General features: G+C 66.6%; 22 protein-coding genes. 12 read left to right on the forward strand and 10 right to left on the reverse strand.

Features of this window, described 5'->3' with window-relative positions:
* Position 1 precedes the first annotated feature (1 nt).
* The 3 genes from C7455_RS16800 to phnG are packed head-to-tail and all read right to left on the reverse strand — an operon-like array spanning position 2 to position 2,119.
* Entirely contained in the window at positions 2–1,093 is a 1,092-nt protein-coding gene (locus C7455_RS16800) for a carbon-phosphorus lyase complex subunit (protein ID WP_109670212.1), read from the reverse strand.
* Between the two features lie 3 nt (positions 1,094–1,096).
* Positions 1,097–1,663 (reverse strand): phosphonate C-P lyase system protein PhnH, encoded by a 567-nt coding sequence (gene phnH, locus C7455_RS16805; protein ID WP_109670213.1) that lies wholly within the window; start codon positions 1,661–1,663, stop codon positions 1,097–1,099.
* Positions 1,664–1,666: 3 nt separating this feature from the next.
* Positions 1,667–2,119, reverse strand: a complete 453-nt coding sequence (phnG, locus tag C7455_RS16810; protein ID WP_109670215.1) for a phosphonate C-P lyase system protein PhnG — start codon at positions 2,117–2,119, stop codon at positions 1,667–1,669.
* A 99-nt stretch (positions 2,120–2,218) separates the two neighbouring features.
* Between phnG and phnF the strand changes: the two genes are divergently transcribed.
* The 4 genes from phnF to C7455_RS16830 all read left to right on the forward strand — a co-directional run bounded on the left by phnF (position 2,219) and on the right by C7455_RS16830 (position 5,735).
* The gene (phnF, locus tag C7455_RS16815; RefSeq protein ID WP_109670217.1) at positions 2,219–2,935 is read left to right on the forward strand and encodes a phosphonate metabolism transcriptional regulator PhnF; all 717 of its coding nucleotides are present in this window, start codon (positions 2,219–2,221) and stop codon (positions 2,933–2,935) included.
* A gap of 56 nt (positions 2,936–2,991) precedes the next feature.
* Positions 2,992–4,179, forward strand: coding sequence for an aminotransferase-like domain-containing protein (locus C7455_RS16820; protein ID WP_109670219.1), 1,188 nt, complete (start codon positions 2,992–2,994; stop codon positions 4,177–4,179).
* A 9-nt stretch (positions 4,180–4,188) separates the two neighbouring features.
* Positions 4,189–4,857 carry an RraA family protein gene (locus C7455_RS16825; RefSeq protein WP_109670221.1) on the forward strand — a complete coding sequence of 223 codons (669 nt, stop codon included), beginning with the start codon at positions 4,189–4,191 and terminating at the stop codon, positions 4,855–4,857.
* Positions 4,858–5,021: 164 nt separating this feature from the next.
* Entirely contained in the window at positions 5,022–5,735 is a 714-nt protein-coding gene (locus C7455_RS16830; RefSeq protein ID WP_245904395.1) for a FadR/GntR family transcriptional regulator, read from the forward strand.
* Positions 5,736–5,750: 15 nt separating this feature from the next.
* On the opposite strand, the gene C7455_RS16835 is transcribed toward C7455_RS16830, so the two are convergent.
* Positions 5,751–6,476 carry a DUF1028 domain-containing protein gene (locus tag C7455_RS16835; protein ID WP_109670324.1) on the reverse strand — a complete coding sequence of 242 codons (726 nt, stop codon included), beginning with the start codon at positions 6,474–6,476 and terminating at the stop codon, positions 5,751–5,753.
* Positions 6,477–6,576: 100 nt separating this feature from the next.
* Here C7455_RS16835 and C7455_RS16840 point away from each other — a divergent pair, with 100 nt between their 5' ends.
* From C7455_RS16840 to C7455_RS16855, 4 genes are all read left to right on the forward strand, one after another.
* Positions 6,577–8,154, forward strand: a complete 1,578-nt coding sequence (locus tag C7455_RS16840) for an ABC transporter substrate-binding protein (RefSeq protein WP_109670224.1) — start codon at positions 6,577–6,579, stop codon at positions 8,152–8,154.
* Between the two features lie 120 nt (positions 8,155–8,274).
* On the forward strand, positions 8,275–9,222 hold the full coding sequence (locus tag C7455_RS16845) for an ABC transporter permease (protein WP_109670326.1): 948 nt from the start codon (positions 8,275–8,277) through the stop codon (positions 9,220–9,222).
* Positions 9,219–11,096, forward strand: coding sequence for a dipeptide/oligopeptide/nickel ABC transporter permease/ATP-binding protein (locus tag C7455_RS16850; protein ID WP_109670226.1), 1,878 nt, complete (start codon positions 9,219–9,221; stop codon positions 11,094–11,096). The genes C7455_RS16845 and C7455_RS16850 overlap by 4 nt, the downstream gene beginning before the upstream one ends.
* Positions 11,093–12,055 (forward strand): ABC transporter ATP-binding protein, encoded by a 963-nt coding sequence (locus C7455_RS16855; protein ID WP_109670227.1) that lies wholly within the window; start codon positions 11,093–11,095, stop codon positions 12,053–12,055. Before C7455_RS16850 ends, C7455_RS16855 begins: the two co-directional genes overlap by 4 nt.
* Before the next feature lies 1 nt (position 12,056).
* Here the strand turns inward: C7455_RS16855 and C7455_RS16860 are convergent, their stop codons facing one another.
* The 5 genes from C7455_RS16860 to C7455_RS16880 all read right to left on the reverse strand — a co-directional run bounded on the left by C7455_RS16860 (position 12,057) and on the right by C7455_RS16880 (position 20,791).
* The gene (locus C7455_RS16860) at positions 12,057–12,671 is read right to left on the reverse strand and encodes a response regulator (RefSeq protein WP_109670229.1); all 615 of its coding nucleotides are present in this window, start codon (positions 12,669–12,671) and stop codon (positions 12,057–12,059) included.
* Positions 12,672–12,673: 2 nt separating this feature from the next.
* Positions 12,674–16,645 carry a PAS domain S-box protein gene (locus C7455_RS16865; RefSeq protein ID WP_109670231.1) on the reverse strand — a complete coding sequence of 1,324 codons (3,972 nt, stop codon included), beginning with the start codon at positions 16,643–16,645 and terminating at the stop codon, positions 12,674–12,676.
* 162 nt (positions 16,646–16,807) lie between these two features.
* Positions 16,808–17,998: an FIST signal transduction protein gene (locus C7455_RS16870; protein WP_109670232.1), complete on the reverse strand. Its 1,191-nt coding sequence runs from the start codon at positions 17,996–17,998 to the stop codon at positions 16,808–16,810.
* Positions 17,999–18,119: 121 nt separating this feature from the next.
* Positions 18,120–19,544 (reverse strand): dihydropyrimidinase, encoded by a 1,425-nt coding sequence (gene hydA, locus C7455_RS16875; protein WP_109670234.1) that lies wholly within the window; start codon positions 19,542–19,544, stop codon positions 18,120–18,122.
* On the reverse strand, positions 19,541–20,791 hold the full coding sequence (locus C7455_RS16880) for a cysteine desulfurase-like protein (RefSeq protein WP_109670236.1): 1,251 nt from the start codon (positions 20,789–20,791) through the stop codon (positions 19,541–19,543). The genes hydA and C7455_RS16880 overlap by 4 nt, the downstream gene beginning before the upstream one ends.
* A 319-nt stretch (positions 20,792–21,110) precedes the next feature.
* Here C7455_RS16880 and C7455_RS16885 point away from each other — a divergent pair, with 319 nt between their 5' ends.
* The 4 genes from C7455_RS16885 (at position 21,111) to C7455_RS16900 (ending at position 25,506) form a co-directional block, all read left to right on the forward strand.
* Positions 21,111–22,130 carry an amino acid ABC transporter substrate-binding protein gene (locus C7455_RS16885; RefSeq protein WP_109670327.1) on the forward strand — a complete coding sequence of 340 codons (1,020 nt, stop codon included), beginning with the start codon at positions 21,111–21,113 and terminating at the stop codon, positions 22,128–22,130.
* A gap of 95 nt (positions 22,131–22,225) precedes the next feature.
* Entirely contained in the window at positions 22,226–23,431 is a 1,206-nt protein-coding gene (locus C7455_RS16890) for an amino acid ABC transporter permease (protein ID WP_109670237.1), read from the forward strand.
* A 3-nt stretch (positions 23,432–23,434) separates the two neighbouring features.
* The gene (locus C7455_RS16895; protein ID WP_109670239.1) at positions 23,435–24,760 is read left to right on the forward strand and encodes an amino acid ABC transporter permease; all 1,326 of its coding nucleotides are present in this window, start codon (positions 23,435–23,437) and stop codon (positions 24,758–24,760) included.
* Positions 24,757–25,506 (forward strand): amino acid ABC transporter ATP-binding protein, encoded by a 750-nt coding sequence (locus tag C7455_RS16900; RefSeq protein WP_109670240.1) that lies wholly within the window; start codon positions 24,757–24,759, stop codon positions 25,504–25,506. Before C7455_RS16895 ends, C7455_RS16900 begins: the two co-directional genes overlap by 4 nt.
* On the opposite strand, the gene C7455_RS16905 is transcribed toward C7455_RS16900, so the two are convergent.
* A complete protein-coding gene (locus C7455_RS16905; protein ID WP_109670242.1) occupies positions 25,503–26,939 on the reverse strand; it encodes an ABC transporter substrate-binding protein in 1,437 nt (478 codons plus the stop codon). The two genes, C7455_RS16900 and C7455_RS16905, sit on opposite strands and share 4 nt — an antisense overlap.
* Positions 26,940–26,966: the final 27 nt, after the last annotated feature.

The following is a 26,966-nucleotide window of genomic DNA, read 5'->3' on the forward strand; positions in this document are numbered from 1 at the left end:
CTCATTCCGCGGCCTCCTTGCGCGTGGCTTGCATCGCCTCGGCCCTGAGCCTCCGGATCAGTTCAAGCTCCGACTGGAAATCGACGTAGTGCGGCAGCTTGATGTGTTCGAGGAACCCCGTCGCCTGCACGTTGTCGGCATGGTAAAGCACGAACTCCACATCTTGTGCAGGCGCGCCGGAATTGTCTTCGCCCAGTTCTTCCCAGCGCAACGCACGGTCGACCAGCGCCATGGAAATCGCCTTGCGCTCGGTCTGGCCGAACACCAACCCATAGCCGCGGGTGAATTGCGGCGGCTCAGATTTCGAGCCGGTGAACTGGTTCACGGTCTCGCATTCGGTCAGCACCACCTCGCCGATATCGATGGAAAACCCCAGTTCGGGGATGTCCATCTCGACCGGCACGGTGCCGATGCGCAATTCGCCCACGAAAGGGTGGTTCTTGCCGTAGCCGCGCTGGGTCGAATAGGCCATCGACAGCACGAAGCCCTCGTCGCCGCGGGTCAGCGCCTGCAGCCGCAGGGGTCGGTCGGCCGGGAAATCCAGCGGCTCGCGCGTCAGGTCGCGGGGCGTGGCGGGGCCGTCGGGGTCGGGCTGGATCAGGTCCTCGCGCGCCAGAAAGCCGGTCACATGCGGCACCGCCCCGCCCGACGCCTCGGCCTGCGGGGCGGCCTCGGGCGCCAGCCCCTCGGCCGCCAGCGCGAAATCGAGCAGGCGGTGGGTATAGTCGAAGGTCGGCCCGAGGATCTGGCCGCCCGGCAGGTCCTTGAAGGTCGCCGAAATGCGCCGGTCACAGGCCATCGCGGCGGTGTCCACCGGATGAGAGGCACCAAAGCGCGGCAGCGTGGTGCGATAGGCGCGGATCAAGAACACTGCCTCGATCAGATCGCCGCGCGCCTGCTTGATCGCCAGCGCGGCCAGATCAGGGTCGTAGAGCGAGCCCTCAGCCATCACGCGGTTGACGGCCAGCGCCAGTTGCTCGCGGATCTGCGCGATGGAAAGCTCTGCCACGCCAAGATCGCCACGCCGTTCCTCGGCCAGCCACGCATGGGCATTGTCGATGGCGCGCTCGCCACCCTTGACCGCTACATACATCGCCTAACCCTCCACACGGGTGCTGCGCGGCAGTCCGGCCAGCCGGTCGCCGCAGGTGAGATAGGTGTCGAAGCCCAAGGGAAAGCGGCGGCGGTTTTGCTGAAATGCCGCCACCTCGGGCAGCGACAGGCGCGCGATGGTCCGGATGCCCGGGCCGCTCAGCGTCGCACCGTTGGTGGAAAGCTCGCCCAGCTCCACGATCAGCGTTGCGGATCGGTCGGGATATTCCGCCGTACCGGGCGAAAACCGCGTGACGGCAGCCAGCGCGGCCCATGTGCCCAAGCCGAACATCGCATGTTCCGGCCCGGTGAAGGGCGCGCCGGTGTGAAAGGTGATCCATCCGCGCAAACCCTCGGTGTCATGGGAGGGCGCAAGGTAGATCGGCGTGGTCGTGTCGCAAAGCGTCACCAGCAGCGCGCCCGCCGCCACCGAACAGGGCGCGGGCGGGGCCACGCCCGCGACCGTCTCGATCCGGCCGGGGCGCGCCATGGCCTGCAAGGCCGCGCGAAAGGCATGGGCCGCATCGCGCGCGGGGTCCTTGAACCCGCCATCCAGATAAACAGCAGCCATCGCTCAATCCCCCCGGACCATGGTGAAGAACTCGACCTTGGTGGCCGCCGCCCGCGCAGCTCGCCCCGCCTTGCGCGCCGCATCCTCGGCCCGGAGTGGCGACAGGATCGCCGCCTCCAGCGCCGCGCCCTGCCCGTCCTCGGCCAGCGCGTCGATGAGCGCGGCGGCGCGCGCGGCCTCACGGTCGCGGCCCTGCACATGGCCGTGGCCGACGGTGCCTGACGCAAGCCGCACCGAGCAGCGCGTCACCGTCATCTCGCCAAGGTTGAAGGACGCGCCGACCGCCCCCGCCCTGCCCCGCACCATCACGGTGCCGATCTCGGGCGCGCGCAGCACCTGATGGGCGGGCGGCTCGGGACTGTGCGCGGACCAGAGCGCCTTGAGCCGGTCGGCGGGGGCCTTGGCCAGCGTCGACAGGCGGGCGCGGCGGGCGGCATTGGGGTCGGTGTCAGACATCTTGGCAAGTTGTCCATTTATTTATACAACTATACAAATCTGATCTCACAGCCCCCGAGTCGGAGCAAGAGGGCATTGCATGAAGGTTTGGTGACAGCGATGGGCCGATCCCCCCTTTGGACCGCGATCCGCGACCATATCTCCGAGGAAATCGGGCGCGGCCACTACGCCCCGGGCGACCGCCTTCCGACCGAGACACAGTTGGCCGACCGCTTTGGCGTCAATCGCCACACGGTGCGGCGCGCGCTGGCCGATCTGGCCGAGGCAGGCACGGTTCATGCGCGCCGCGGCGCGGGCGTTTTCGTGCGCCACCGACCCACCGCCTATCCGCTTGGGCGACGCGTCCGGTTCCACCAGAACCTGACGGCGGCAGGCCGCGTGCCCGAACGGCGCATCTTGCATCTGGAAACCCGCGCGCCCGACGCGGATGAGGCGGCGGCCTTGCGGTTGGACCAGGGCGCGCAGGTCCATGTCTACGAAGGCCTCAGCCTTGCCGATGGCACGCCCATCGCGCTGGCACGCTCCGTGTTTCCGGCAGCGCGCTTTCCCCGCATGCTTGACGCGTTGCGGGAAAACCACTCCATCACCGCCGCCTTTGCGGTCCATGGGCTGCCCGATTACACCCGCGCCTCGACCGAGATCACCGCCAAACCGGCGACGCCCACGCTGGCCGCGCAACTGCACCTGCCTGCGGGCGCCGCGATCTTGCGCACCGTGGCCATCAACGTGGATGCGGGCGGACAACCGGTGGAATTCGGGCGCACATGGTTCGCGGGCGATCGGGTGGCGCTGACGCTCGGGTCCGAGGGGCTCTAGGGCTTGCGCCTGCCGCCCGGGCGGTATTCTCTCGTGGCGGAGCAGGAGAGACCCCCATGACCCCAACTTTCGCCCACCGCATGGACCGCGTGGTGCCCAATGCCATCGGCGAGTTGCTGGCGCTGGGGGCCGATCCCTCGATCATCTCCTTCGGGGGCGGTTACCCCGACCCGACGCTGTTCCCGGCCGAGGCGCTGGCGCAGGTGTTCGACGATGTCATCCGCGCGCCCGGCGGGCAGGCGATGCAATATGCGCCCTCGGACGGGCTGCCCCTCCTGCGCGAACAAGTGGCGGAGCTGATGACGGCAGATGGCACTCCCTGCACCGCCGCCGATGTGCTGATCTTGCAAGGCAGCCAACAGGGTCTTGATTTCAGCGCGCGGATGATGGTCGACCCCGGCGACGTGATCGTGACCGAGGACCCGACCTTTCTGGGCGGGCGCATCGCCTTCGACCCGTCGGAACCGGTCTATGCGCCGATCCCGATGGACCAAGACGGCATGCGGATGGATGTCTTGCAGCAGGTGCTGGAGACGACGCCGCGCGTCAAGATGATCTACACCATCCCCGAGTTCCAGAACCCCACCGGCGTGACGCTGTCGCTGGCACGCCGCCGCCGCCTGATCGAATTGGCCAATGCGCACAACGTCATCGTGCTGGAGGATACGCCCTATCGCCAGATCCGGTTCTCGGGTGAGACGCTTCCGACGCTGAAATCCCTTGATACCCAAGGCCGCGTGATCCACCTCGGCTCCTTCTCCAAGGTGCTGGTGCCGGGGCTGCGGGTGGGTTGGGCGGTGGCATCGCCGGCACTTCTGGGCAAGATGGCGCTCCTGAAACTGGCCAATGACACACAGACCTCGACGCTGAACATGGCGGCCACCAGCCTCTACCTCGACCGGCACGACCTCGCGGCCCATGTCGCCATCCTGCGCGCCGCCTATGCGCGGAAAAAGGCGGTGATGCTGGACGCGATGCGCCGCCATTTCCCGCAAGACGTGACCGTGACCGACCCCGAGGGTGGGCTGTTCACATGGGCGACATTCCGCGAAGGCTTCGACGCCACCGCCTTCATGCGCGACGTGGCCTTGCCCGAGGCGCGGGTGGCCTATGTGCCGGGCGCCAGTTTCCATCCCGTGACGCCCCGCGCGAATACCGCGCGCTTCAACTATTCCGCCCAGCCCGAGGCCCGCATCGAAGAGGGCATCGCTGCCCTCGGCGCGGCCCTGAAACGCCATGCCTGAAGGTTGCCCATGACCGTCACGACCCATCCTGCCCCTGCCCGCCTGCCTGACGCGGCGCTCGCCCCATGGCGCGACGTGCCGGTGGCGCTGGCCGTCGATTGCGCCCCCGGCGCGCGCCAGATCGACCCCGCGATCCGCCCCCTGCGGCCTGCCGGCCGGCAGCCACGCCTGTCCGGTCGCGCCGTCACCGTCCATGTCAGCCCGCCCGATTTCGGCGCGATGCTGCATGTGCTCGATCTGGTCGGGCCCGGCGACGTGCTTTGCGTCGATGCGGGCGGGGATGCGCACACCGCGATGATTGGCGACATCTTGTCGGGCCAGTTGCGGCGGCGCGGCGTGGCGGGCCTGATCGTCGACGGCGCGGTGCGCGATGTGGCGACGCTGGCGGGCTGGGATGATTTCGCCGTCTTCGCCCGCCACATCACCCCGCGGGGGCCGACCGGGGCTGCCGGCGGCACGATCAACACCCCCGTCACCATCGGCGGGGCGCGCATCGAACCGGGCGATCTGATCCTTGGCGATGATGACGGGCTGGTCTGCCTGCCGTCCGCGACGGTGCTGGACGGCCTCGGCCCGGTGCAAGCCAAGGCCGCACGGGAAACGGTGTGGGAAGCGGGCCTTGCCGCGGGCCGCAGCGCGGCAGAGGTCTTCGCCCTGCCGCCCGTCCAGCGCGCCTGACGCCCCCCCCGGGCAGGTTTGAGGTTGCATCGCCACCGACGCGCCCGCACTGTCCGCGACCAGCCATGACACGGACCAGACAGACCCTCGCCATGCCCGAAACCGGCCCCGCCCCCCTGCCTGACCCCGACACGGCGCCCCGGTCCGGGCGCCGCTCGCGCCCCTTGCGCGTGGCCGAGGCGATCAAATCCTGGGTGGTCGAGCGCAACATGCGGCGCGGCGACCGCCTGCCCGGCGAGGCCGAATTGATGGCGCGCTTCGCCATGGCCAAGGGCACGATCCGCGAGGCGATGCGCATCCTCGAGGCGCAAGGCCTGATCGAGACCCGCACCGGCCCCGGCGGCGGCAGCTTCGTGGGCGAGGTGACGGCCGACCGCGCCAAGGCTCTGCTCGCCAATTACTTCTACTTCAAGGATCTGTCGGTCGCCGATATCTACCAGCTGCGCCGCGCGCTGGAACCCGAGCTTGCCGCCGCGCTGGCGGGCAAGCTCGACGCGGACCAGATCGCCGCACTGGAGGGCATCGTCGCCCGCTACCCCCGCCCCGCCGAAAGCGCCGAAGAGGAACGCGACCAGCATGTCGCCTCGCTGGCCTTTCACCGCAAGCTGGCCGAATTCTCGGGCAATCCGCTGCTGGGCTTCGTGGTTGATTTCATGGCCAGCATCCTGGCCGACCTGACCGTCTACCGCCGCCTCTACGATCCGCCCAACCGCGCGCTCTACGACCGCGGCCGCGCCAGCCAGCTCGCGCTGATCGCCGCCCTGCGCGAGGGCCGCGCAGAGGAGGCGCGCGCCATCATGCGCGGCCATATGGAAGGCGCCGAGGCGCTGATGCAGGCGCAAGAGGCGCAAGTGATGCGCCGCTTCATCGCGGAGTGAGCGGCGAGCTTTGCCTCAACGACGGATGGCCGGACCACCCTCGATGATCGGCTCGGGCAGGTCGGGCACCTGTTCCGGGGCAGGCGCGCGGTACGGGTCATCGAGCACCGGCACCACCTCGGTCCAGCCGTGATAGGGCTCGCCCTGACTGACCCGATAGAGATCGGCCAGCGCGGCCAGCGGGTTGACCGAATGGTCGATCCTGAGCGTCAGCGGTGCCATGTCGCGCCCCACCACCAGAAGCGCCGCTGATTTCAACCCCCGCGCATCGCCCCCCGCCGCTGCCGCCGCGCCCAGCGCGCCCATCAACCGTTCGGCAAAGGGCATCGCGGCTGCGGCATGAAACCCCGCGACAGCCGCCGCGATGACCTGCGGACCGGCCAGCATGTTGCCCGCGACGACCAGACCGGCCGCGTCTTGCGATCCGGCATGGGCGATGCTTGCCGCCCCGGTAAAGGCCGCCGTACCGCCAAACCGGTCCAGCGCCGCCAATTGGCGGTGTGCCCGGCCACTATCGGAGCCTGTGACCGCCGCCACCGCATCTGCCGCGCGCAACCCGTCCGCCATCGAAGCCAGAACCCCCTCGCCCCACAGCGTCGAGGGCGCGGTGCCTTGGCTGGCCGACATCCCCGATTCGGGGTGCCCGCGCAGCACCCAGCCCCCCACGCACAGGCTGCCCGTGGCCGCCGCCCCGCCCATCCGGCCTGTTTTTTCATCGAATGCGAGGATGGAAATCGTCACCTTGGGGCCTCCGCTGCATCGGTCTTGCATTTATCATGATAATTTGGCCTCATCGAATTGATAGTGAAAAATTCAAAGACCCGACAGGAAAGGCAAGACCATGACATTTCTGACCCTGACGCGGCGCGCGGCCCTTGCAGGCGGTGCCGCCCTTGCATTGGCCCTCTCGTCGCTGACCCCTGCCATGGCCCAGACGCCACCCGGCGTGTTGATCGTGGGTCAGGTGGCCGAGCCGCAGGCGCTTGACCCCCATGCCGTGACCGCCGTCAACGATTTCCGCATCCTGATGAATGTCTATGACGGCCTCGTCCGCTACGCCCCCGGCACGCTCGAGGTCGAACCGGCTTTGGCGAGCGCGTGGGACGTATCGGAGGACGGCACCGTCTACACCTTCAGCTTGCGCGACGGCATCACTTTCCACGACGGCACGCCCTTCGATGCGGAGGCCGTGGTCTTCAACTTCGAACGCATGCTGAACGAGGAACACCCGTTCCACGACACCGGCCCCTTCCCGCTGTCCTTCTTCTTCTCATCGATCCAATCCGTCGAAGCCGTCGACCCGCTCACCGTCCGCTTCACGCTTGACGGCCCATATGCGCCCTTCTTGTCTAACCTCGCCTATCCCACCGGCCTGATCGTCTCGCCCACAGCGGTCGAAACGCACGGCGCCGACTTCGGGCGCAACCCGTCCGGCACCGGACCCTTTCGCTTCGTCGAATGGCGCTCGAACGAGGCGGTGGTGATCGAGGCCAACCCCGATTACTGGGATGGCGCCCCCGCGCTTGAGGCCGTCGTCTTCCGCCCCATCACCGATGCCAACACCCGCGTGGCGGAAATGCTGTCGGGCGGCATCGACATGATGGTCGAGGTTCCCCCGGTGGCCCTGTCGGAATTCCGCAGTGACGATTTCCGCATCGTCGAACAGGCAGGGCCCCATGTCTGGTTCCTGATCCTCAACCTGCGCGAAGGCCCTTTTACCGACCAACTGGTGCGACAGGCCGCCAATTACGCCATCAACAAGACCGCTCTTGTAGAAGAAGTCTTGGAGGGCACCGCCGCCGTCGCCGCCGGCCCCACGCCCCCCGCCTTTGCCTGGGCCTATAACGAGGATCTGGAACCCTACCCCTATGACCCCGACCGCGCCCGCGCCCTTCTGGCCGAGGCAGGCGTGGAAAACCCAGCGATCACCTTCTACGTGACCGAGGGCGGATCGGGCATGCTCGACCCTGTCGCCATGGGCACCGCCATTCAGGCCGACCTCGAGGCCGTGGGCTTCGACGTCACGATCGAGACCTATGAATGGAACACCTTCCTCGGCCGCGTGAACCCCGGGCTGGAAGGCGAGGCCGACATGGCGCAGATGGCCTGGATGACCAACGATCCCGACACCTTGCCCTATCTCGCGCTGCGCACCGAGGCCTGGCCGGAACAAGGCGGCTTCAACTCCGGCTACTATTCCAACCCGGCCGTCGACGCCCTGCTGGAAGAAGCCCGCACCGCCACCGATCAGGACCGCCGGGCAGAGCTTTACCGCGAGATGCAGGTGATCGTGCAGCAAGATGCGCCTTGGGTGTTTGTCGCCAACTGGGTGCAGAATGCCGTGACCTCGGACCGGGTCGAGAACTTCACGCTTGAGCCGTCGTTCTTCCTGCTGCTGGATGACGTGGTCAAGAACTGACACCGCAACCCGGGCCGCGCGGCAGGGCATGGGCCTTGCCGCACGATCCGGGCCATATGTACGAGATGTGTACGGCCTGTGTACGCGCTGTTCAGGCCCGCATCCGCCGCAGGGGGCGCCATGACCCGATACATCCTCCGCCGCTTGCTCTCCGCGATCCCCGTTCTCTTCGGCATCTCGGTCATCGTCTTCGCGATCATGGCGCTGATCCCGGGCGACCCGGCGCTGGCGATCTTGGGCAGCTTTGCCACGCCCGAAAACGTGGCGCGGCTCAACGCGGATCTGGGCCTCGATAAACCCCTGATCCAGCAATATTTCATCTGGTTGGGCAACATGCTGCAGGGCGATTTCGGGCGCTCGTTCAACCTCAACCGCCCGGTGCTGGACGAGGTGCTGGACCGCTTCAACGCCACGCTGGTGCTGGCCGGAACCAGTTTCGTGCTGTGCGCATTTCTTGGCATCGTCGCGGGCGTGGTATCGGCGGCCAATCAATACGGCTGGGCCGACAAGGGCATCACCTTCGTCGTTTTGCTCGGTATTTCAATACCTTCCTTCTTCCTCGGGATGATGATGATACTCACCTTCGCGGTGAACCTGCGCTGGCTTCCCGCCTCGGGCATGTGGCCGATCTACGGCGAGCGCGATCTTTGGGCGCTCCTGCGTCACCTGACGCTCCCGGCGCTGGCGCTGTCCGTCGTGGCCACCGGCGTCATCGCGCGGCTGGCGCGGTCGGCCATGCTCGAGGTGCTCAGGCAGGATTTCATCCGCACCGCGCGGGCCAAGGGCGTGCATGAGCGCGGCGTGATCTGGCGCCATGCGCTGCGCGCCGCGATGGTCTCGATCATCCCGATCCTCGGCATTCAGGCGGGCTTCGTGCTGTCGGGTGCGGTCTATATCGAGGTCGTGTTCCAATGGCCCGGCATCGGCCGCATGCTGGTCGACGCGATCTTGCGCCGCGACATCTTGCTGGTGCAGGGCGGCGTGATCTTTGTCGCCGCCTGCTATGTCCTGTTCAACATCGTGGTGGATGTGGCCCAAAGCCTGCTCGACCCGAGGATCAAGACATGAGGTCGCTGGCGCTTCTGGCGCGCAACCGTCTGGCGCTCGGCGGCCTCATAGTCATGGGCCTTGTCGTGTTTCTGGCGCTGTTGACGCCCGCCTTGCCGCTCAAGCCGCCCAACATCACCGACACCTCAAACCGCTTCCTGCCGCCCTTTTCCCAAGGCGCGATCCTCGGCACCGACCACCTTGGCCGCGACCTGCTTTCGCGGCTCATGTGGGGCACGCGCCTGTCGTTGGCCGTGGGGTTTGCCGCAGCACTCATCGCCGCCACCATCGGGGCCGCCATCGGGATCGTCGCGGGCTACTACGGCGGGCGCACCGACAATGTCATCATGCGCGGCGTCGACATGCTGATGGCCTTCCCCTACATTTTGCTCGCACTCGCCATCGTCGCCGCCCTCGGCCCCGGCCTGATCAACGCGCTGGTCGCGGTCGCCGCCGTCAACATCCCGTTTTTCGCCCGCAACATCCGCGGCATCACGGTCGGCATCGCGCACAAGGAATTCGTCGACGCCGCGCGCCTATCCGGCATGTCGGATGCCCGCATCATCTTGACCGAGATCTTGCCCAACGTGATCCCCGTCATCGTCATCGCCATGTCCACGACCGTCGGCTGGATGATCCTGGAGACCGCGGGCCTCAGCTTCCTCGGCCTCGGCAGCCAGCCGCCCGTCGCCGATCTGGGGTCCATGCTGGGCGAGGCGCGCGCGGCGCTGATCACCAACCCCCACACCTCCATCGTGCCGGGGTTGATGATCCTCGTCATCGTCATGGCGATCAACCTCTTGGGCGACGGCATCCGCGATGCGCTCGACCCACGGCTGAAATCCGGCGCGCTCAACCGCCCTCTGCCTGCCACACTCGTCGCGCCGTCCCGCCAACCCGCAGCCCAGCACGCCGACGCCATCCTGACGCTGGACAACCTCCAGACCCAGTTCCACGTCAAAGACCGCGTCTATCGCGCCGTGGGCGGCGTGTCGCTGTCGGTCAAACCCGGCGAATGTCTTGGCATCATCGGAGAAAGCGGCTCGGGCAAATCCGTCACCGCGCTCTCCGTCATGGGCCTCGTCGCCTCACCCCCCGGTATCATCACCGGCGGCTCCGTCCATTACCAAGGCGAGGATCTGGTCGGCGCGCCTTACCGCCGCCTCCGCACCCTCAGGGGCCGCGAGGTCGCCTATATCTTTCAGGACCCGCAGGCCACGCTCCACCCGCTCTACCGCGTCGGCGACCAGCTGATCGAGGCGATCACCGCCCACCGCCCGCTTTCGAGGGACGAGGGCCGCCGCAAGGCCATCGACCTGCTCGATGCCGTGCGCATCCCCAACGCCAGCGCCCGCGTGAACGACTACCCGCACGAGATGTCGGGCGGCATGCGCCAGCGCGTCGGCATCGCCATGGCGCTGGCCAATGACCCCGAGGTCATCATCGCGGACGAGCCCACCACCGCGCTGGACGTGACCGTTCAGGCGCAGATCCTGTCGCTACTGGATGACCTGCGCCGCGAACGCGGGCTCGCTATCGTTTTCATCACGCATGACTTCGGCGTCGTGGGGCAATTGTGCGACCGCGTCGCCGTCATGTATGCTGGCCGCATTGTCGAACAGGGGCCGACCCGCGCCATCCTCGACGCGCCGCGCCATCCCTATACCGCCCGCCTGATGGCCTGCGTGCCCGAGCTTGGCGGCGGCAAGCGGCGGCTCGACGCGATCCCAGGCCTGCCACCCGCCGTCGATGACCTGCCCCCCGGCTGCGCCTTCGCGCCGCGCTGCGACCGCGCGACCGAGACCTGCCGCACGGGCGAGATCCCGCTCGACAAGGTGGGCGACCGTGCGCTCCGCTGCCTCCACCCGGTCACCATGACGGAGGCGGTGTCATGACCACCCCCGCCCTGCGCCTCGACACCCTGTCGAAAACCTTTCCGCTTGGCCGCAGCCTCTTCGGCCCGGAACGCCCCGGTGTGCGTGCCGTCCACCCCATCACTCTCGACGTGATGCCCGGCGAAACGCTTGGGATCGTGGGGGAATCAGGCTGCGGCAAGTCCACGCTGGCGCGCATGCTGGTGGGGCTGATCCCACCCACCACCGGCACCATCGAAATCGAGGGCGCGGCGCTTGACAATGCCGACCCCGCCGTCTTCGGCAAGCGCATCCAGTATGTCTTTCAGGACCCGATCAGCAGTCTCAACCCGCGCAAGACCATCCGCCAGATCATGGAGGCGCCGCTCAAACTCCTGCACGGCATGGACCGCGCCGCGCGCACGACCCGCATCGCCGAGATTTTCGAGACGGTGTCGCTGCGCGCCGACTTCCTCGACCGCTACCCGCACGAGTTTTCCGGCGGGCAGGCGCAGCGCATCGGCATCGCGCGGGCCTTGGCGGCCGAGGCGCGCATCTTGATCCTTGATGAACCCGTTTCGGCGCTCGACGTGTCGGTGCAGGCGCAGGTGCTGAACCTGCTGGCCGACCTCAAGGCGCGGCTGGGGCTGACCTATCTGTTCATTTCCCATGACCTCGCCGTGGTGGAGGCTGTGTCGGACCGCATCGCGGTGCTCTATTTCGGGTCAGTCGTGGAACTGGGACGGGCCGAAGATGTGTTCCGCACCCCCCGCCACCCCTATACGAAGCTGCTGGCCGACAGCGCGCCGGTCGTGGGCCGCCCCCTGCGCGCGCCGGAAGGCGCCGAGACCGAGTTGCCCGATCCGCTGAACCCGCCCGAGGGTTGCGCCTTTCGCGCCCGCTGTCCGCGCGCGACCGATTTGTGCCGAAAGCTGGTGCCCACCCTTGCCCCCGCGGACGCAGGGCATTCGGTGGCCTGCCACAACCCGCTTGGGGGCTAGGTCAGAACAGGCCCGCCTCCTTGGCGGTCATCGCGGCCTGCGTTCGGTTGGTCGCCCCGATCTTGCGGTAAAGCGTCTTCATGTGCAGCTTGACGGTCGGCTCCTTGATGCCAAGCTCATGAGCGATTTCCTTGTTCGCCATGCCCTTGCACAGCTTTTCCAGAACCTGCAGTTCGCGCTGAGTGAGCTTTTGCGCCAAGGCGTTGACTGGCGTCTGCAGGCGCGCCTCGCTCATCAGGTCGGTCGGTGCATAGCGTTCACCCATCGCCATGAAGCGGACAGCGTTCACGAAGGATTTGGGAGCCAAGGTCTTGGGCAGGAACCCCGCCGCGCCCATGTCGAGCGCCTCTTGCACCACTTCGCGCGGGGCATTTCCCGACATCAGCGCGACATGTGCCCCCTTGGACGCGCCCAGCATGCGCGCCAAGCCCTCAAGGCCATCCATCCCCGGCATGCGATAGTCGAGCAAGATCAGGTCGAACGCGTCCGAGGAAGCGACCGCGGCCAACGCGCCGGCAAGATCACCGGCTGCGGTGACCACGATCTGTTCCTTCTGGAACCACGCATCGAAAAATTCCCGCAACAGGTCGTGATCGTCGGCAATCAACAGGCGCATCGTTACTCTTCCTGATCAATCATACGCAAAAGGGCCAGTTCGGCCTGCAAGACAAGCGCCGCGCGGTCCACGGGCTTGGGCAGAACGGCGGCGAAACCCGCGCCCGACCGCCCGGCCTCCCCGGCCAGCGCGGTGACCAGCAGCACCGGCAAACCGGGCGCATGGGCCTGCGCCGCGCGCGCCAGATCGGCGCCTGTCATGCCGGGCATGTCGTAGTCGGTCACCAGCAGATCCCAAGACTCAGCGTCATCGGCGAGCGCCTCGAGGATGTCGGATGGATCGGTGCTGGGCGCGACCTCGGCGCCGGCCGCCTCGAGATAGGCGGTCAGGATATCCAGCACATCTTGCTGGTCATCGACGACAAGGATCATCTTGCCGTCAAGCCGCCCGGTCACGTCCTCGGTGCTGACCGTCACGGGCGTGGTGGGGGCTTCGGCCTCGACTGGCCAGAACACGTCAAAGCGCGTGCCCTGCCCCGGTGCAGTATCGAGATGCATCGCGCCACCGTTGTCGCCGATCACGGTCGACACCACGGCCAGACCCAGCCCCGTGCCCTTGTCGCCCTTGGTGCTGAAATAGGGGTCGAGGATGCGCGCCGCGACCTCGGGCGGCATGCCCGGCCCGGTATCGACCACCGACAGGCGCGCATAGCGCCGCTTGGGGTCGAGCCGCCCCACCGCCAGTGGCTGATCGGCAGTGCCGAACTCGGGTTCGCTCAGGCTTATGGCGATGGAGCCGGGTCGCTCGGCCAGCGCGTCGCGCGCGTTAATCGCAAGGTTGAGCACGACCTGCAAGATGTCGGTCGGATCGGCCATCGCCTCGATCGGAGTTTCGGGCAAGGTCACGAAAAGCCGCATCGGCGCCCGCAGGCTGGAGCGGACAAGCTCGGCCGCCTCGCGCACCGGATCGCGCAGGTCAAGGGCCACCCGCTCGGGCTGGCGCGCGCCCAGCGCCAGCAGCCGCCGCACCAGACCCGCCGCCTGATCGGAGGCCGCAAGGATGCGCGCCGCCCCCACGGCGGTCGCATCATCGGCCGAGGCGGTTTCGCGGATCAGCGACGCGCCGCCCGCGATCACCGCCAGCAGGTTGTTGAAATCATGCGCCAATCCGGCCGCCATCTGGCCGATCATCTCGCGCCGCTGGGCCAGCTGCAATTCGTTTTGCAGCCGGTCACGCTCGGCCCGCTCGAACCGGCGCCCGGTGATGTCGCGGCTGATGCACAAAAGCCCGCCATCCTCCTTGAGGGTCAGCGACACGTCTTGATCGACGGGCGTGCCGTCGCGCGACAGGCCCATGATCTCACCCGACCAGCCGCCGTCGCGCATCAGTGCGGGCATCGCATGCGAGGCCATCCAGGCGGTTTCCTCCGGGCCATAGAGAACGGACCAGTGCCGCCCCAGAACCTCGCGCTCCTGCGTGTAGCCGAACATCTCCAGATGGGCGCGGTTCATGTAGACGAAATGCCCCGCGGCATCGGTGATGGAAATGCCATCGAGGCTGGCCTCCATCGCGGTGGCGCGGTCGGCAAGGGCGCGCTGCTCGGCCAGCTTGAGGGCGGTGATGTCGACCCTGAGACCGACGCGGCCGCCGTCGGGCGTGGCCTTTTCATAGACCCTGAGCCATGTGCCATCGACCAGCTGTTGTTCGAATTCGGTGTCGTTGCGGGCGTGCCGTTCCATCCGCTCGGCCAGCCATGCCTCCTCCCGACCAATAGCGTCGGGGTATTGGCCGCGCGACAGTCCGAAGCGCAAGATGGCGTCATAGGTCGCGCCGGGTCGCATCACCTCGGCAGAGAGCGCGTAAAGCTCGCGGTAGCGGCTGTTGCACAGCACCATGCGGTCCTCGGCGTCGAACAAGACAAACCCGTCTTGCAGCGCCTCGACCGCCGTCTCCAGCGTGGCGCGGGCGCGCGCTGCCGCGTCGGCCGCGTCGCGCAGGGCATCGGCCTGCCGCCGCTGTTCGGTGATGTCGACCTGAACCGCAAGAAATCCGTCAAGCGCGCCATTGGCGTCATGAACCGGCTGGATGTCGACCGCGAGCCAATAGCGATCGCCGCTGCGCGAGCGGTTCAGGATCTCGCCCTGCACCGGCAGGCCCGCATCCAGCGCCGCGCGGAAGCGAGCGACCGTGGCCTGATCGGTGGCGTCGCAATGCAGGAAATGGCCGGGGTTGCGCCCGCGCACCTCGCCCAGCGTCCAGCCCGTCGTGCGCTCGAAGGCCGCGTTGACCCATTGGATTTGCCGTTTGGCGTCGGTGACGATCACAAGGTTGGTGGTGCGCCGCGCGATCATCGACAGGCGCTCGATCTCGGCGCTTTGCGCGCGCACCTCGGTGATGTCGCGCAGCGCGAAGATATAGCCCTGATCGCCCACCGCGGTGGCCGACATCTGCCACCAGCGCGCGACCGGATCGAGCAGCGCAAGCTGGAAAGTGTGGCTGACGCTGCGCGCGCCCGCATCAAGCTCGCGCAGCTTGGCGCGCGCAACTGCCGCCAAGTCGGCGGGCAGCGTCTCCTCGGGGGTGCGGTTGAGGAAGAAATGGTACACCGGATCGGGCACGACGACCGCGCCCGAATGCCACGAGACAAAGCGCCCGTCGCGGTCCAGTTCCACGACCAGATCGGGCATGGCCGACAGCACCGCCTCGAGCCTTGCGCGCTGCGACTGCGTTTCGGCATGCACCGCGACCAGCCGTTCCTCGGCGTCGCGGCGCGCCAGAACCGAGATGATGACCTTGGCGACCGAGCGGATCAGATAGACCTCGCCGGGCAAGAAGCTGCGCAGCGCGCGCACGGCGTCAAAACCGACGAAGCCGCGGAACCTGCCGTCGCTGACCATCGGCACCGCCAAGAGCGACCGGATGCCCTGTTCGAGCAGGATCTCCTTTTCGGGGGCAGCTTCCGGCATGGCCGCGACATCGGGGATCATCACCTCTTCGCCGGCATCGAAGACGGCGCGCCAGTGATCGATCATGTCGGCGGGAATGTCTTGCAAGATGTGGCGCATCGGCTCGATGCCCTGCGCGCACCATTCATGGGTATTGTCGATGAAGCCGCCATCGTCGCGCAGCCGGAACACATAGACCCGGTCGCTGTCGGTCAGCACGCCCATCCGCGCCAGCGCCCGGTCGATGGCGGTGTCGATATGGTCAAGCGGCGCGCCCAGCAGCGCGTCGAGGATGCCGACGACCTCGCCCTGCATTTCGGTCAGGCGGGTAAAGGCCTTGTGGACCGCCTCGAAGGGCGCGTCGATTACACCTTGCCCCCCCTCCAGCGGTTTGCCCTCGACCAGCGAGATCAAAAGCGCGTTGCGCCGCGCCTCGCGCAGCGCCTGCAATGCCTGCGCCGCCAGCTTGGCCACCTGTTCCAGAACCCGCAGATCGCCGGCCGAAAACCGCCCGGTCTTCTCGCAGGCCAGCACAAGCGCGCCGGGTGCCTCGCCCGGTACCGTCAGGGGCGCGACCAGTGCCGAGGCAAGATCGCGCAGCGCCTCGGGCCAGACCTCCGCATCGCCTTCGCCTTTCGGGGCGGACAGATCGGCAAGCCTGCGCGCGCGCTCGATCACTGCGGCGGGCAAGGGCAGGACATCGCCCACGACACCCTTACGGGCAGAGGCGGAGACGATGATCTGCGCGCCTTGGGCCTGCACGAAAAAGCAGTCGCAGACCTCGAAATCACGCCGCAAGACGTCGAGCAGCGCCTGCAGCGCCTCATCCGCGCCGGGCTTGCCGGTCAGGGCCTTGAGCGCCTCGGACAGGATGGAGCGTTCCTTGAGCGCCCAGACCTCGCGCTGGCGGATCGCTTCCATGTCGGCCAACGCGTCGCGCACGGCCTCGGTCTCGGCCATCAGGCGCTGGTTCATGGCGACAAGTTCGCGGCTCTTGGCCTCCAGCGACGCCTCGGCCGCGAGACGGGCCTGCCGCTCGCGCTCGAGGTCGGACCGGGACACCGGCGTATCGCTGGTCGCGTCACTCATGCATCTGATCCATCCCGCACGCCACCCGGCGCCCCGCTCATCGGGCGCGCCATCTTGCGTCGCGCGGCCTGCCCTGTCCAGCAGGGGGCGTGACGCGGGTTGCGATCACGCGCCGCAGGCGGACGGCGTCCGGCCTGCCGCGCTGGATGGCCTGCGCGGCGGTCATGGGTCAGGCTGCGCGATCACGCTGCACGAAATCATCAGGTTGCCATGCTTGGCCTCGTCACCGACCGGAACACCCTGTTCGCCGAAGGTGAAGACCCCAAGCCACGGCACATCGCCCAGTGCGGCCTCAATCCCGGCCGAAACCTCCTCCATACGGTCGCGCACGGCCAACATGCAGCCGCCGCAATAGACCACCAGCGCGCCCGCGACCGCGCCGCCCGCGCTTTCGCGCGCCTGTGCCGCCACCCGGCCCGCCCGCGCCACGAGACTGTCGGCCGATCCCTGCATCTGCCAGAGGTGATCGCCTTGGGCGACATCGGCGAACAGGTCGACCGACCCGTCAGGATGGGCGACCGCCGGATGGGCCAGCAGGTGGAACGGCACGCCCGCCAGATGGCGCGTCACCCGCCCCAGCGGCCAGAGGGTCGAGGCCGCGAGGATCGAACAAGGCTCTTGCCCGGCCATCGGCACCACCCCCCCCGACCAGTCATGCAGCACCTGCGCGGCGGGGCGGCCGTCGATCTCGATCAGGCGGCGGCCCTCCACGCGGGTGACATGGCCCTGCGCGCCCGTGGGGGCATAGCCGCTTTGGTAGACCGAGGCGATGGGCTGGCTGGGAAACAGCACCGACACCACGACCCCATCGCCATGCACGCCGTCGGGGCCGAACTGCGCCCAACTGCCGCTGATGTCATTGTCGGCTGAACTGCCACCCACGATCAGGGTTTCCGCCCCCACCACCGCGCGCAGGCCCGCCAGAACCTGTTCCTCACGCCCGGGCGCGACGCTCAGCCAGACCATGTCCGGCATCTCGCCCGAGCGGCCTGCCTGCGCCAGCGCCGCCAGTGCCGCATGGCGGGCCGCCTCCTCGGCATTTTCCCCCAGATCGGCCGCGCCGGTGCCATAGCTGCCCTCGGCATCCCAGATCGCAAAAGCCCCAAGGCCCGCACCGGCGATATCAACCCCGTCCCGTCCCATGACGCCAAGGCAAGACGACCCTCCGTGCAGCGCCCCCGCACCCAGCGACCCGAGCAGCGCGTCGCGCAGCTTTGCCGCGTGAAGGCCGACGCCGAAATGCACCGCGACGAAATCGGGGCGGCCGCGTCGGGGCAGGTCAAGGCGCGTCACTATTTCAGCCACGCCTTGCGCTACGTGGCTTTCGCGCGATTGTGCGGTGACAATGTCCATTCGATGCTCCTTTGGAGCGGAAACTACCTCAAGACAGGCAGTACTTCTCGGCGCAAAAGGATAGGCATTTGTATCGAAAGTATCATTTTTGACGCGCGAAGGTGTCTGACCCTATGCGCGATCAGGGCGCAGCGGCCCGATGATGAGGCGTCCGGCCCTGATACCGGCCCACACCCTTATCCGCGCGCAACGCGCCATCGGCCATCACCGTCTTGCCGCGCAGGATCGTGCGCACCGGCCAGCCCGTGACCTGAAACCCTTCATAGGGAGTGTAATCGGCGCCGTGATGCAGATCGTCTTGCCGGATCGTTCGGGTCTCAGCCGGGTCCCAGAGCACCAGATCGGCATCCGACCCGACCGCGATGGTGCCTTTCTGCGGGTACAGCCCGTAGAGTTTCGCGTGGTTGGTCGAGGTCAACGCCACGAAACGGTTGAGGTCGATCCGCCCCTTGCTGACCCCTTCGGAGAACAGGATCGGCAGGCTCGTTTCCACACCGGGAATGCCGTTGGGGACATAGCGAAAGCTTTTGACGCCTGCGGGGCGCTTCTTGCCCTGCTCATCCTCGAACCGGTAGGGGCAATGATCCGAGGAATAGAGGTCGAAAACGCCTGTCATCAGCCCCTCCCAGCAGGCGGCCTGTTGGGCGGTGTCGCGCGGGGGCGGCGAGCAGACGTATTTCGCCCCGTCGAACCCGGTGCGGTCCATGTCGTCAGCCGTCAACACCAGATACTGCGGACAGGTCTCGCCATAGACCACGCTGCCGCGTGCGCGGCCTGCGCGGATTTCCTCCATCGCATCGCGGTTGGAGACATGGACCACAACGATGGGGGTTCCGATCACCTCGGCCAGCGCGATCGCGCGGTGCGTCGCCTCGCGCTCGGCGGGGATGGGTCGCGTGGTGGCGTGGTATTTCGGCGCCGTCTCGCCGCGCGCCTCGGCGCCGTCGCGCAGAAACTCGATCATGTCGTCGTTCTCGGCATGCACCATCGCCAACGCGCCCGAGGTTTTCGCGGCCTCCAGCGTGCGCAATATGTCCCTGTCGGACAGTTTCATCCCCTCATAGGTCATGAACAGCTTGATCGAGGCATAGCCGTCGGCGACCAGCGCGGGCAGGTCTTGGCCCAGCGCCTGCGGGGTCGGGTCGGTCACGATCAGGTGGAAACTGACATCGCAGTAGCAGTTCCCCTCGGCCAGCCCGTGATACCATGTGACCGCCTCGCGCAAGCTCTGGCCCTTGGCCTGCAGGCAAAACGGCAGCACGGTGGTCAGCCCGCCGAAGATCGCGGCCCGCGTGCCGCTCTCGAAATCATCGGCGATGACCACGCCCGGCTCGCCCGGTTGCGAGATATGGACATGGCTGTCGATGCCGCCGGGCACCACGATCAGGCCGGTGGCGTCGATCACCTCGGGCGCGTCGTAAAGATCGGGGCCAAGATCCTCGCCGATCATCACGATCCGCCCACCCTTGATGCCGATGTCAGCGCGGGATGTGTCGCTGGCCGTCACGATGGTGCCGCCGCGGATGATGGTATCGAGCGGGGTCATGCCACCGCCTCCAGCCCCTTGGTGCGGATCTGTTCCAGCCGGTCGATCAGGCGGTCGATCTCATCCGCCGTGTTGTAATGCACCGCCGAGACGCGGATGACCCCATCGGGGTTTGGCAGGTCCAGATCCTGCACCAGCCCGCGCGAATAGAAATCGCCAAAGCGGATGCCGATGCCGGCAGGATCGACCGCGCGCACCACCGCCTCGGACGGCTGGCCTTCGATCACGAAGGAAATCGTGGGCACCCGGCGGTCAGCCTCGGGTGATGGGTCGCCGATAATCGTCACGTCCTCGCGCGCGGTCAGATAGTCGAGAAGGCGTTGCGACAGCGCCGCCTCATGATCGGCGATCAGGGCAAAGGCCGCCTCGACCGCCGCGCGGCCCTTGGTGTTGACGCCATGGGCCTGCGCGAGGGCCTCGAGGTAGTCGATCACGCCGACACATGAATAGGCGGCCTCGTAATTGGCGTTTCCCGGCTCCAGCTTCTGGGGCACCTTTTCGGGGCTGAAAAAACTGTGGTTGATGTTGCCCGCCGCAAGCAAATGGTCATACCGACCATAGAGGGCGGCAAAATGCACCCCATAGACCTTGTAGACGGAAAAGGCGTAGAAATCCGCCCCCAACGCCTGCACGTCGATGGCCCGGTGCGGCGCATAGGCGACCCCGTCCACACAGATCAGCGCGCCGCCCGCATGGACCACGTCGGCGATGGCGCGCACATCGTTGATCGTGCCGTAGATGTTGGAGGCATGCGTCACGGCCACCAGCCGGGTGCGCTCCGTCATCAGCGCCTTGAGGTCATCGAGATCGGGCCGGTTCGCGCCCGGACGCATCTTCCATTCCCGGATCACGATGCCCTTGTCGGCCAGTTTCCGCCACGGGCCGATATTGGCCTCATGGTCGAAATTGGTGACGATCACCTCGTCGCCCGGTGCCCATCTCTGGACCAGCGCGCGCGCCAGCTGGTCGAAAAGCTGCGTCGTGGTCGCGCCCATCACCACCTCTTCGGGCCGCGCGGCGTTGAACAAGGTGGCCAGCGCCTGCCGCCCCTCATGGACCATCGCACCCGCACGGACCGAGGCGCCGTAACTGGCGCCAAGCTGCACATTCGCGGTGAAGAGATAATCGTTCAGACGGTCCGCGACCTGCCGCGCGACCTGCGACCCGCCGGCATTGTCGAGATAGACCTGCCCCTTGCCCAGCGCCGGAAAATTCTCTTGCACAAACGCCGTGTCAAATGTCGCCATTCGATCGCTCCCTTCATCTCCGGCGTCACGGGGGTGCACGCCCCGCCGCGCCTGTCCGCACATCGTCCCCAAGCCCTAGCGGACCCGATCTGTCGATCCCAGAGCAAACCGGGGGATTCTCCGTCCGCAAAGCCAGCGGCCTTCTCGAGTTGCTTAATTTTGGTGCAAAGGCGGATTACATCGCGTAAGAAATGTTCCCAGCCGAACGGTAGTGACAAATCGCACCGGCTCGGCTTTGTTAAACGAGACGCGTGTCTAGGGTGGAGATCTGACCTGCGGCGCGGGTTCCATGAAAAAACAACCAATGGGGAAGACCAATATGAGATTTATTGCTATCACCAGCTGCGCGCTGATGCTGGGTGCAGGTGCGCCCGCCTTCGCACAAGCCACGCTCGCGACCGTGCAGGAACGCGGCATGCTGAACTGCCAGGTCGGTCTGCCGACCCCGGGCTTTTACGCGCTGGCCGATGACGGCACCTGGTCGGGCATCGACGTCGACATGTGCCGTGCCGTGTCGGCCGCAATCTTTGGCGATCCGGACATGGTGGAATACCAGTCCGTGACCTCGGCCGTGCGCTTCACCTCGCTGGCGAACTCCGAAAGCGACATGCTCTCGCGCACCACCACCTGGACCGCCGTGCGCGACACCCAGCTTGGCCTCGATTTCACCGCCGTGAACTTCTACGACGGTCAGGGTTTCCTCGTGCCCGCGGACAGCGGAATCACCTCGGCGCTGGAACTCGATGGCGCGACGATCTGCGTTCTGACCGGCACCACCACCGAACTGAACCTTGCCGACTATTTCCGCGCAAACGGCATGTCCTTCACGCCGGTGACCAACGAGAACGTCAACGTTCTGGTGGAAACCTACCTCGGCGGCGGCTGCGATGCCTATACCAACGACAAATCCGGTCTGGCCGCACGTCGGTCTGCCTTCCCCGACCCGTCGGCGCATATCATCCTGCCCGAGACCGTGTCGAAAGAGCCGCTCGGCCCGGTCGTCCGTCAGGGCGATGACGCATGGGCGAACCTCGTGCGCTGGGTCATCTACGGCATGATGAACGCCGAGGAACTGGGCGTGACCTCCGAGAACGTCGCGGAAATGACCGCTTCTGCCGATCCCAACATCGCCCGCCTGCTGGGCACCGAGGGCAACATCGGCGAAGGTCTGGGCCTCAGCGCGGATTTCATGGTCAACGTGCTCACGGCCGTCGGCAACTACGGCGAAGTCTACGAGCGTCATATCGGCGTCAACACGCCCATCGGCATTCCGCGCGACGGCACGCTGAACGCGCTCTGGACCGAAGGCGGCATCATGTATGCCCCCCCGTTCCGCTGATCGTCGCCTGACCTTCTGACCCTACGATACGTGCCCGCCCCTCGCGCGGGCACGTATCCCCCTTGACCGGCACCTAGAGCAGGCGGAGCACGGCCATGGCCATAACCGACAGTCGTTCCTCGACATCCCCCCCCGAAAGATCAGGACTGGCAAAGGCGTTCTTCGACGCCCGCATCCGGTCGATCGTATTTCAGATCCTGACGCTGGCGGGCGTGATCGGATTTTTCTGGTGGCTCGTGGACAACACGATCACCAACCTCGCCGCGCGCAGCCTGTCTGCGGGCTTTGGCTTTCTCGACGTTTCGGCGGGCTTCGGCATCGGCTTCACGCTGATCTCCTACACCGAGGGCGACACCTACCTGCGCGTCTTTGCGGTCGGCATTCTCAACACGCTTCTGGTCGCGGTCGTCTCGATCGTCTTTGCGACGATCCTCGGACTTCTGGTGGGCCTTGCCCGCCTGTCGACAAACTGGATCATCTCGGGCGTCGCGCGCGCCTATGTCGAGTTGCTGCGCAACACTCCCCTGCTGTTGCAGATCATCGCGTGGTATTTTGGCGTGTTCAATCTGCTGCCCCGCCCGCGCGACAGCGTGGTGCTGGTGGAAGGGTTCATGCTGAACAACCGCGGGTTCTACATGCCCGGACCGGTGCCGCAAGACGGGTGGGGCCTTGTCGTCGCCGCCTTCGTGCTGGCCCTGATCGGTGCCATCACGCTTTACAAATACGAAGAGGCGCGGCGCGACCGGACCGGGAAATCCTTTCCCGCCATATCCTCGGGGATCGCCATGGTGATCTTGGTGCCGATGGTGGTGTTTCTCGCCACGGGCAGCCCGATGGAGTGGACGATGCCCGTCCTTCAAGGCTTCAACCTTGTCGGCGGTATCTCGGTGCCCCCAAGTTTCTGCGCGCTGATCGTGGCGCTGTCGGCCTACACCTCGTGCTTCATCGCCGAAATCGTGCGCTCGGGCATCCAGTCCGTGGGCAAGGGCCAGCTTGAAGCCGCAGGCGCGCTGAACCTGCCCGCCAACTGGACGCTGCGCCGCGTGGTGCTGCCGCAGGCGATGCGCGTCATCATTCCGCCGCTGATCTCGCAATACCTCAACGTCACCAAGAACTCCTCGCTCGCCATCGCCATCGGTTTCCCCGATCTGGTCAGCGTCTGGATGAACACCTCGCTCAACCAGTCGGGCCGGGCGATCCCGATCGTGGCGATGACCATGGCGTTCTACTGCATCGTCAGCCTGTCGGTGTCGCTGGTGATGAACCGCTACAACCGCAGCGTCCAGTTGAAGGAGCGCTGAGCCATGACCATCGTGTTCCAGCCCAAACCAAGCCGCCCCGCCCCCTCGAACGTGGTCGGGCCTGCCGCATGGCTGCGCCAGAACCTGTTCAAGGACATTCCCAACACCTTGATGACCATCCTTGGCCTCTACATCGCCGTGACGGTGGTGGGCTGGGTGCTGAACTGGGCGGTATTCAACGCGGTCTGGGATGCCGATAACCGCCGCGAATGTCTCGACATGGTGGGACGGTCCGGCGCGTGCTGGCCCGGTGTGGCCAAATGGCTGCCCAACATGATCTACGGGCTTTACCCAAAGGATCAGGTCTGGCGCATCAACCTCGGGTTTCTGGCGCTGATCGTGTGGATGATCCCCCTGTGGATGGGTGGCGTGAAATCCAAGGTCGCCATCGGCCTGAGTGCGGTGCTGCTCTACCCGTTTCTGGCCAGCTATTTCTTTCTCGGCGGCAGCAAAGGCGTGGTCTGGAGCGCGCTGATCGCACTTGGCCTGTCGGGCTTTGTCTGGGTCTGGGCGACGGCGATCTGCGAACGGGTCACCGGGTTGAGCGTGGGCGAATGGATCGGCCGCCGTTTCGCGGGCGCAACCGAAGACGTGAAGCAAAAGCGCGTGCGCCAGATCGCTGCGCTGCTCCTGTTCCTTGTGTGCTACGGCGTCGTCTCGCAATGGTCCCTGCCCGGAGTGCGCACGCAGCTTTGGGGCGGATTGTTCCTGACCCTCGTGATCTCGGGCATCGGCATCACCTTCTCGTTGCCCGCTGGCATCTTGCTGGCGCTGGGGCGACGCTCGAACATGCCGGTCATCTCGCTGTTGTCGACGCTGTTCATCGAACTGTTCCGCTCGGTGCCGCTGATCACGATCTTGTTCATGTTCAACACGATGCTGCCGCTGTTCTTGCCCGAGGGCACATCGGTCAACCAGCTTGTTCGGGCCATCGTGGCCGTGTGTCTGTTCGCCGCCGCCTATATGGCCGAGGTGATCCGGGGGGGCCTGCAGGCGATCCCGAAAGGGCAATACGAGGCCGCAGCGTCGCTGGGCCTTGGCTATTGGCAGACCACCACGCAGGTGATCATGCCGCAGGCGCTCAAGATCATGATCCCGACCATCGTCGGCAATTTCATCGGCCTGTTCAAGGACACGACTCTGGTCTCGATAATCGGCCTGTTCGACCTGATGAACATGGCCCGTGCCGTGGGCGAAGACAGCGACTGGCTGGGCCTGTTCATCGAGCCCTTCTTCGTCGTCTCGCTGATCTACTTCGTCTTCTGTTTTGCGATGTCGTCCTATTCCATTGGGCTTGAACGAAAACTGTCTGCGGGGCGTGACCGATGAGCCGGATCGAGGGTGCGAAAAAGGTGATCGAGATCACCAAGCTGAACAAATGGTTCGGTCCGTTCCACGTGCTCAAGGACGTCAGCCTGACAGTGCGCGACCGCGAAATCTACGTGGTCTGCGGCCCCTCAGGATCGGGGAAATCGACCCTGATCCGCTGCATCAACCAGCTTGAACACCATCAGGAGGGCGACATCGTCGTCGATGGCGTGGAGGTGGAAAAGAAGGGCAAGAACCAAGCCCTGATCCGCCGTAACATCGGCATGGTGTTCCAGAGCTTCAACCTGTTTCCACACCTCACGGTGCTGGAAAACTGCACGCTCACCCCGACACTGGGCCTGCAAACCCCCCGCAAGGAGGCGGAGGAGACCGCGATGCGCCACCTCGAACGGGTGGGCATCGCCGATCAGGCCAGGAAATACCCGCTGCAACTGTCCGGCGGCCAGCAGCAGCGCGTGGCCATCGCGCGGTCGCTGTGCACAAAGCCCAAGATCATGCTCTTCGACGAGCCAACCTCGGCGCTTGACCCCGAGATGATCAAGGAAGTGCTCGACGTCATGGTCGAACTGGCCGAGGACGGGATGACGATGATCTGCGTCACCCACGAGATGGGCTTTGCCCGTCAGGTCGCCGACAAGGTCGTGTTCATGGACGGCGGCGAGATCGTGGAATCCGACACTCCCGAGGCCTTTTTCGCCAACCCGCGCTATGACCGGACGCAGGCCTTCTTGTCGCATATCCTCTAGGGATAGGGCAGCGCGGTCACGTCGATCACGCCGTCGACAGGCATGGCGAAATCGGGCTGCCCCCCCGCAAGCCCCATCACGCGCTGCGGATTGTAGAGCGTGAGCCACGGCGGATCGTCCTGCAGCACGCCGTAAGCCTCGGCATAGATCGCGGCGCGGGTGGCGCTGTCGGTTTCCCGCCGCCCTTGGTCAAGAAGCGCCTCGGCTTGCGCGTTGTGATAGCCCTGCCACCACGACCCCGCCACGCGGGCGTCGATCTTCTCAAAGAGCACGCGGAATGTGCTCATCGGGCTGGAATCAAACACGCACATATCGCCGATCTCCTTGCGGCGGACCATATGGGCGTAGCCTTCACGGTCGGTATGGCGCGTGACATCAAGGGCTATCCCCAAGCGCGCCAGTTGCTCGGCCAGCGCCGCCGTCAGCCGCTCGGCCTCGTCGGGCAGGCGGGTGGGGCAATCGACGCTCAGGCGCAGACCCTGCGCATAGCCCGCCTCGGCGATCATCGCACGCGCCCGGTCGGGGTCGAACGGGTCGCGCGAAGCATCGCCCGCCCCGAAATGCACCGGGCTGACGAAGCCGCGCAAAGGCTGCGCCATGCCGTCCAGCACCGTATCGATCAGCGCTGCACGGTCGACCCCGAGGCTGAGCGCTTGACGCAACCGCGCATCGGCCAGCGGCCCGCGCGCGGCATTGAGCAGGTAGATGATCGCCACCGGCGACAGGTAATCGTGCCGGGTATGACCCGCTGCCGTCAGCGCCGTGGCGGTGGCGGGATCAAGCAGCGTCGCCACCTCCACCTCGCCTTGCAGCAGCAGCGCCAGACGCTCGGCCGGGTCTGGCACCGCGCACCATGTCACCTGCGCCGGGCCGCCGGCGGCGAAATGCCCTGCAACACGCGCGGCGGTGATGCGGTCAGGGGCGCGCGAGGTCAGGCGATAAGGACCTGAGCCCACGGGGGCCACATCCTCGCCCCGGTCCAGTGCCGCAGTGCTGTCGGGCGACAGGATGAACCCCTGCTCAAGAATGTCGAGCAGATCGGCCAGCGGCTCGGGCAACTCGACCACCACGGTCAGCGGGTCGGGGGCCGACAGCTTGGCGCCGCCCAGATACTGCCGCCAGACCGCAGGCGCGCCCAACGCATAGCCCTTGTCGGGCCGCGCCATCCGCGCCAGGGATGCCACCACAGCCATCGCATCACAGGGCGTGCCATCGTGGAACACCTGCCCGGGGCGCAGGTGAAAGGTCCAGCTGCGGGCATCAGCGCCGACCGTCCAGCCTGTCGCCAGATGCGGCACGAAGCCTTGCCTCACGCGCTTGACCAGCGTGTCGAACAGCGCGTGCTGGATCGTCAGCTCATCTGCGGCATCGGTGCAGTCATGCGGTTCGGCGAGAGCCGCCCGGCGCTGCGCGATCGTCACATGCTGTGCCATTATGCCCCCTTGGTCGTTGCAAATCCG

Source organism: Roseicyclus mahoneyensis (genome assembly GCF_003148775.1).
Taxonomy (GTDB): Bacteria; Pseudomonadota; Alphaproteobacteria; order Rhodobacterales; family Rhodobacteraceae; genus Roseicyclus; species Roseicyclus mahoneyensis.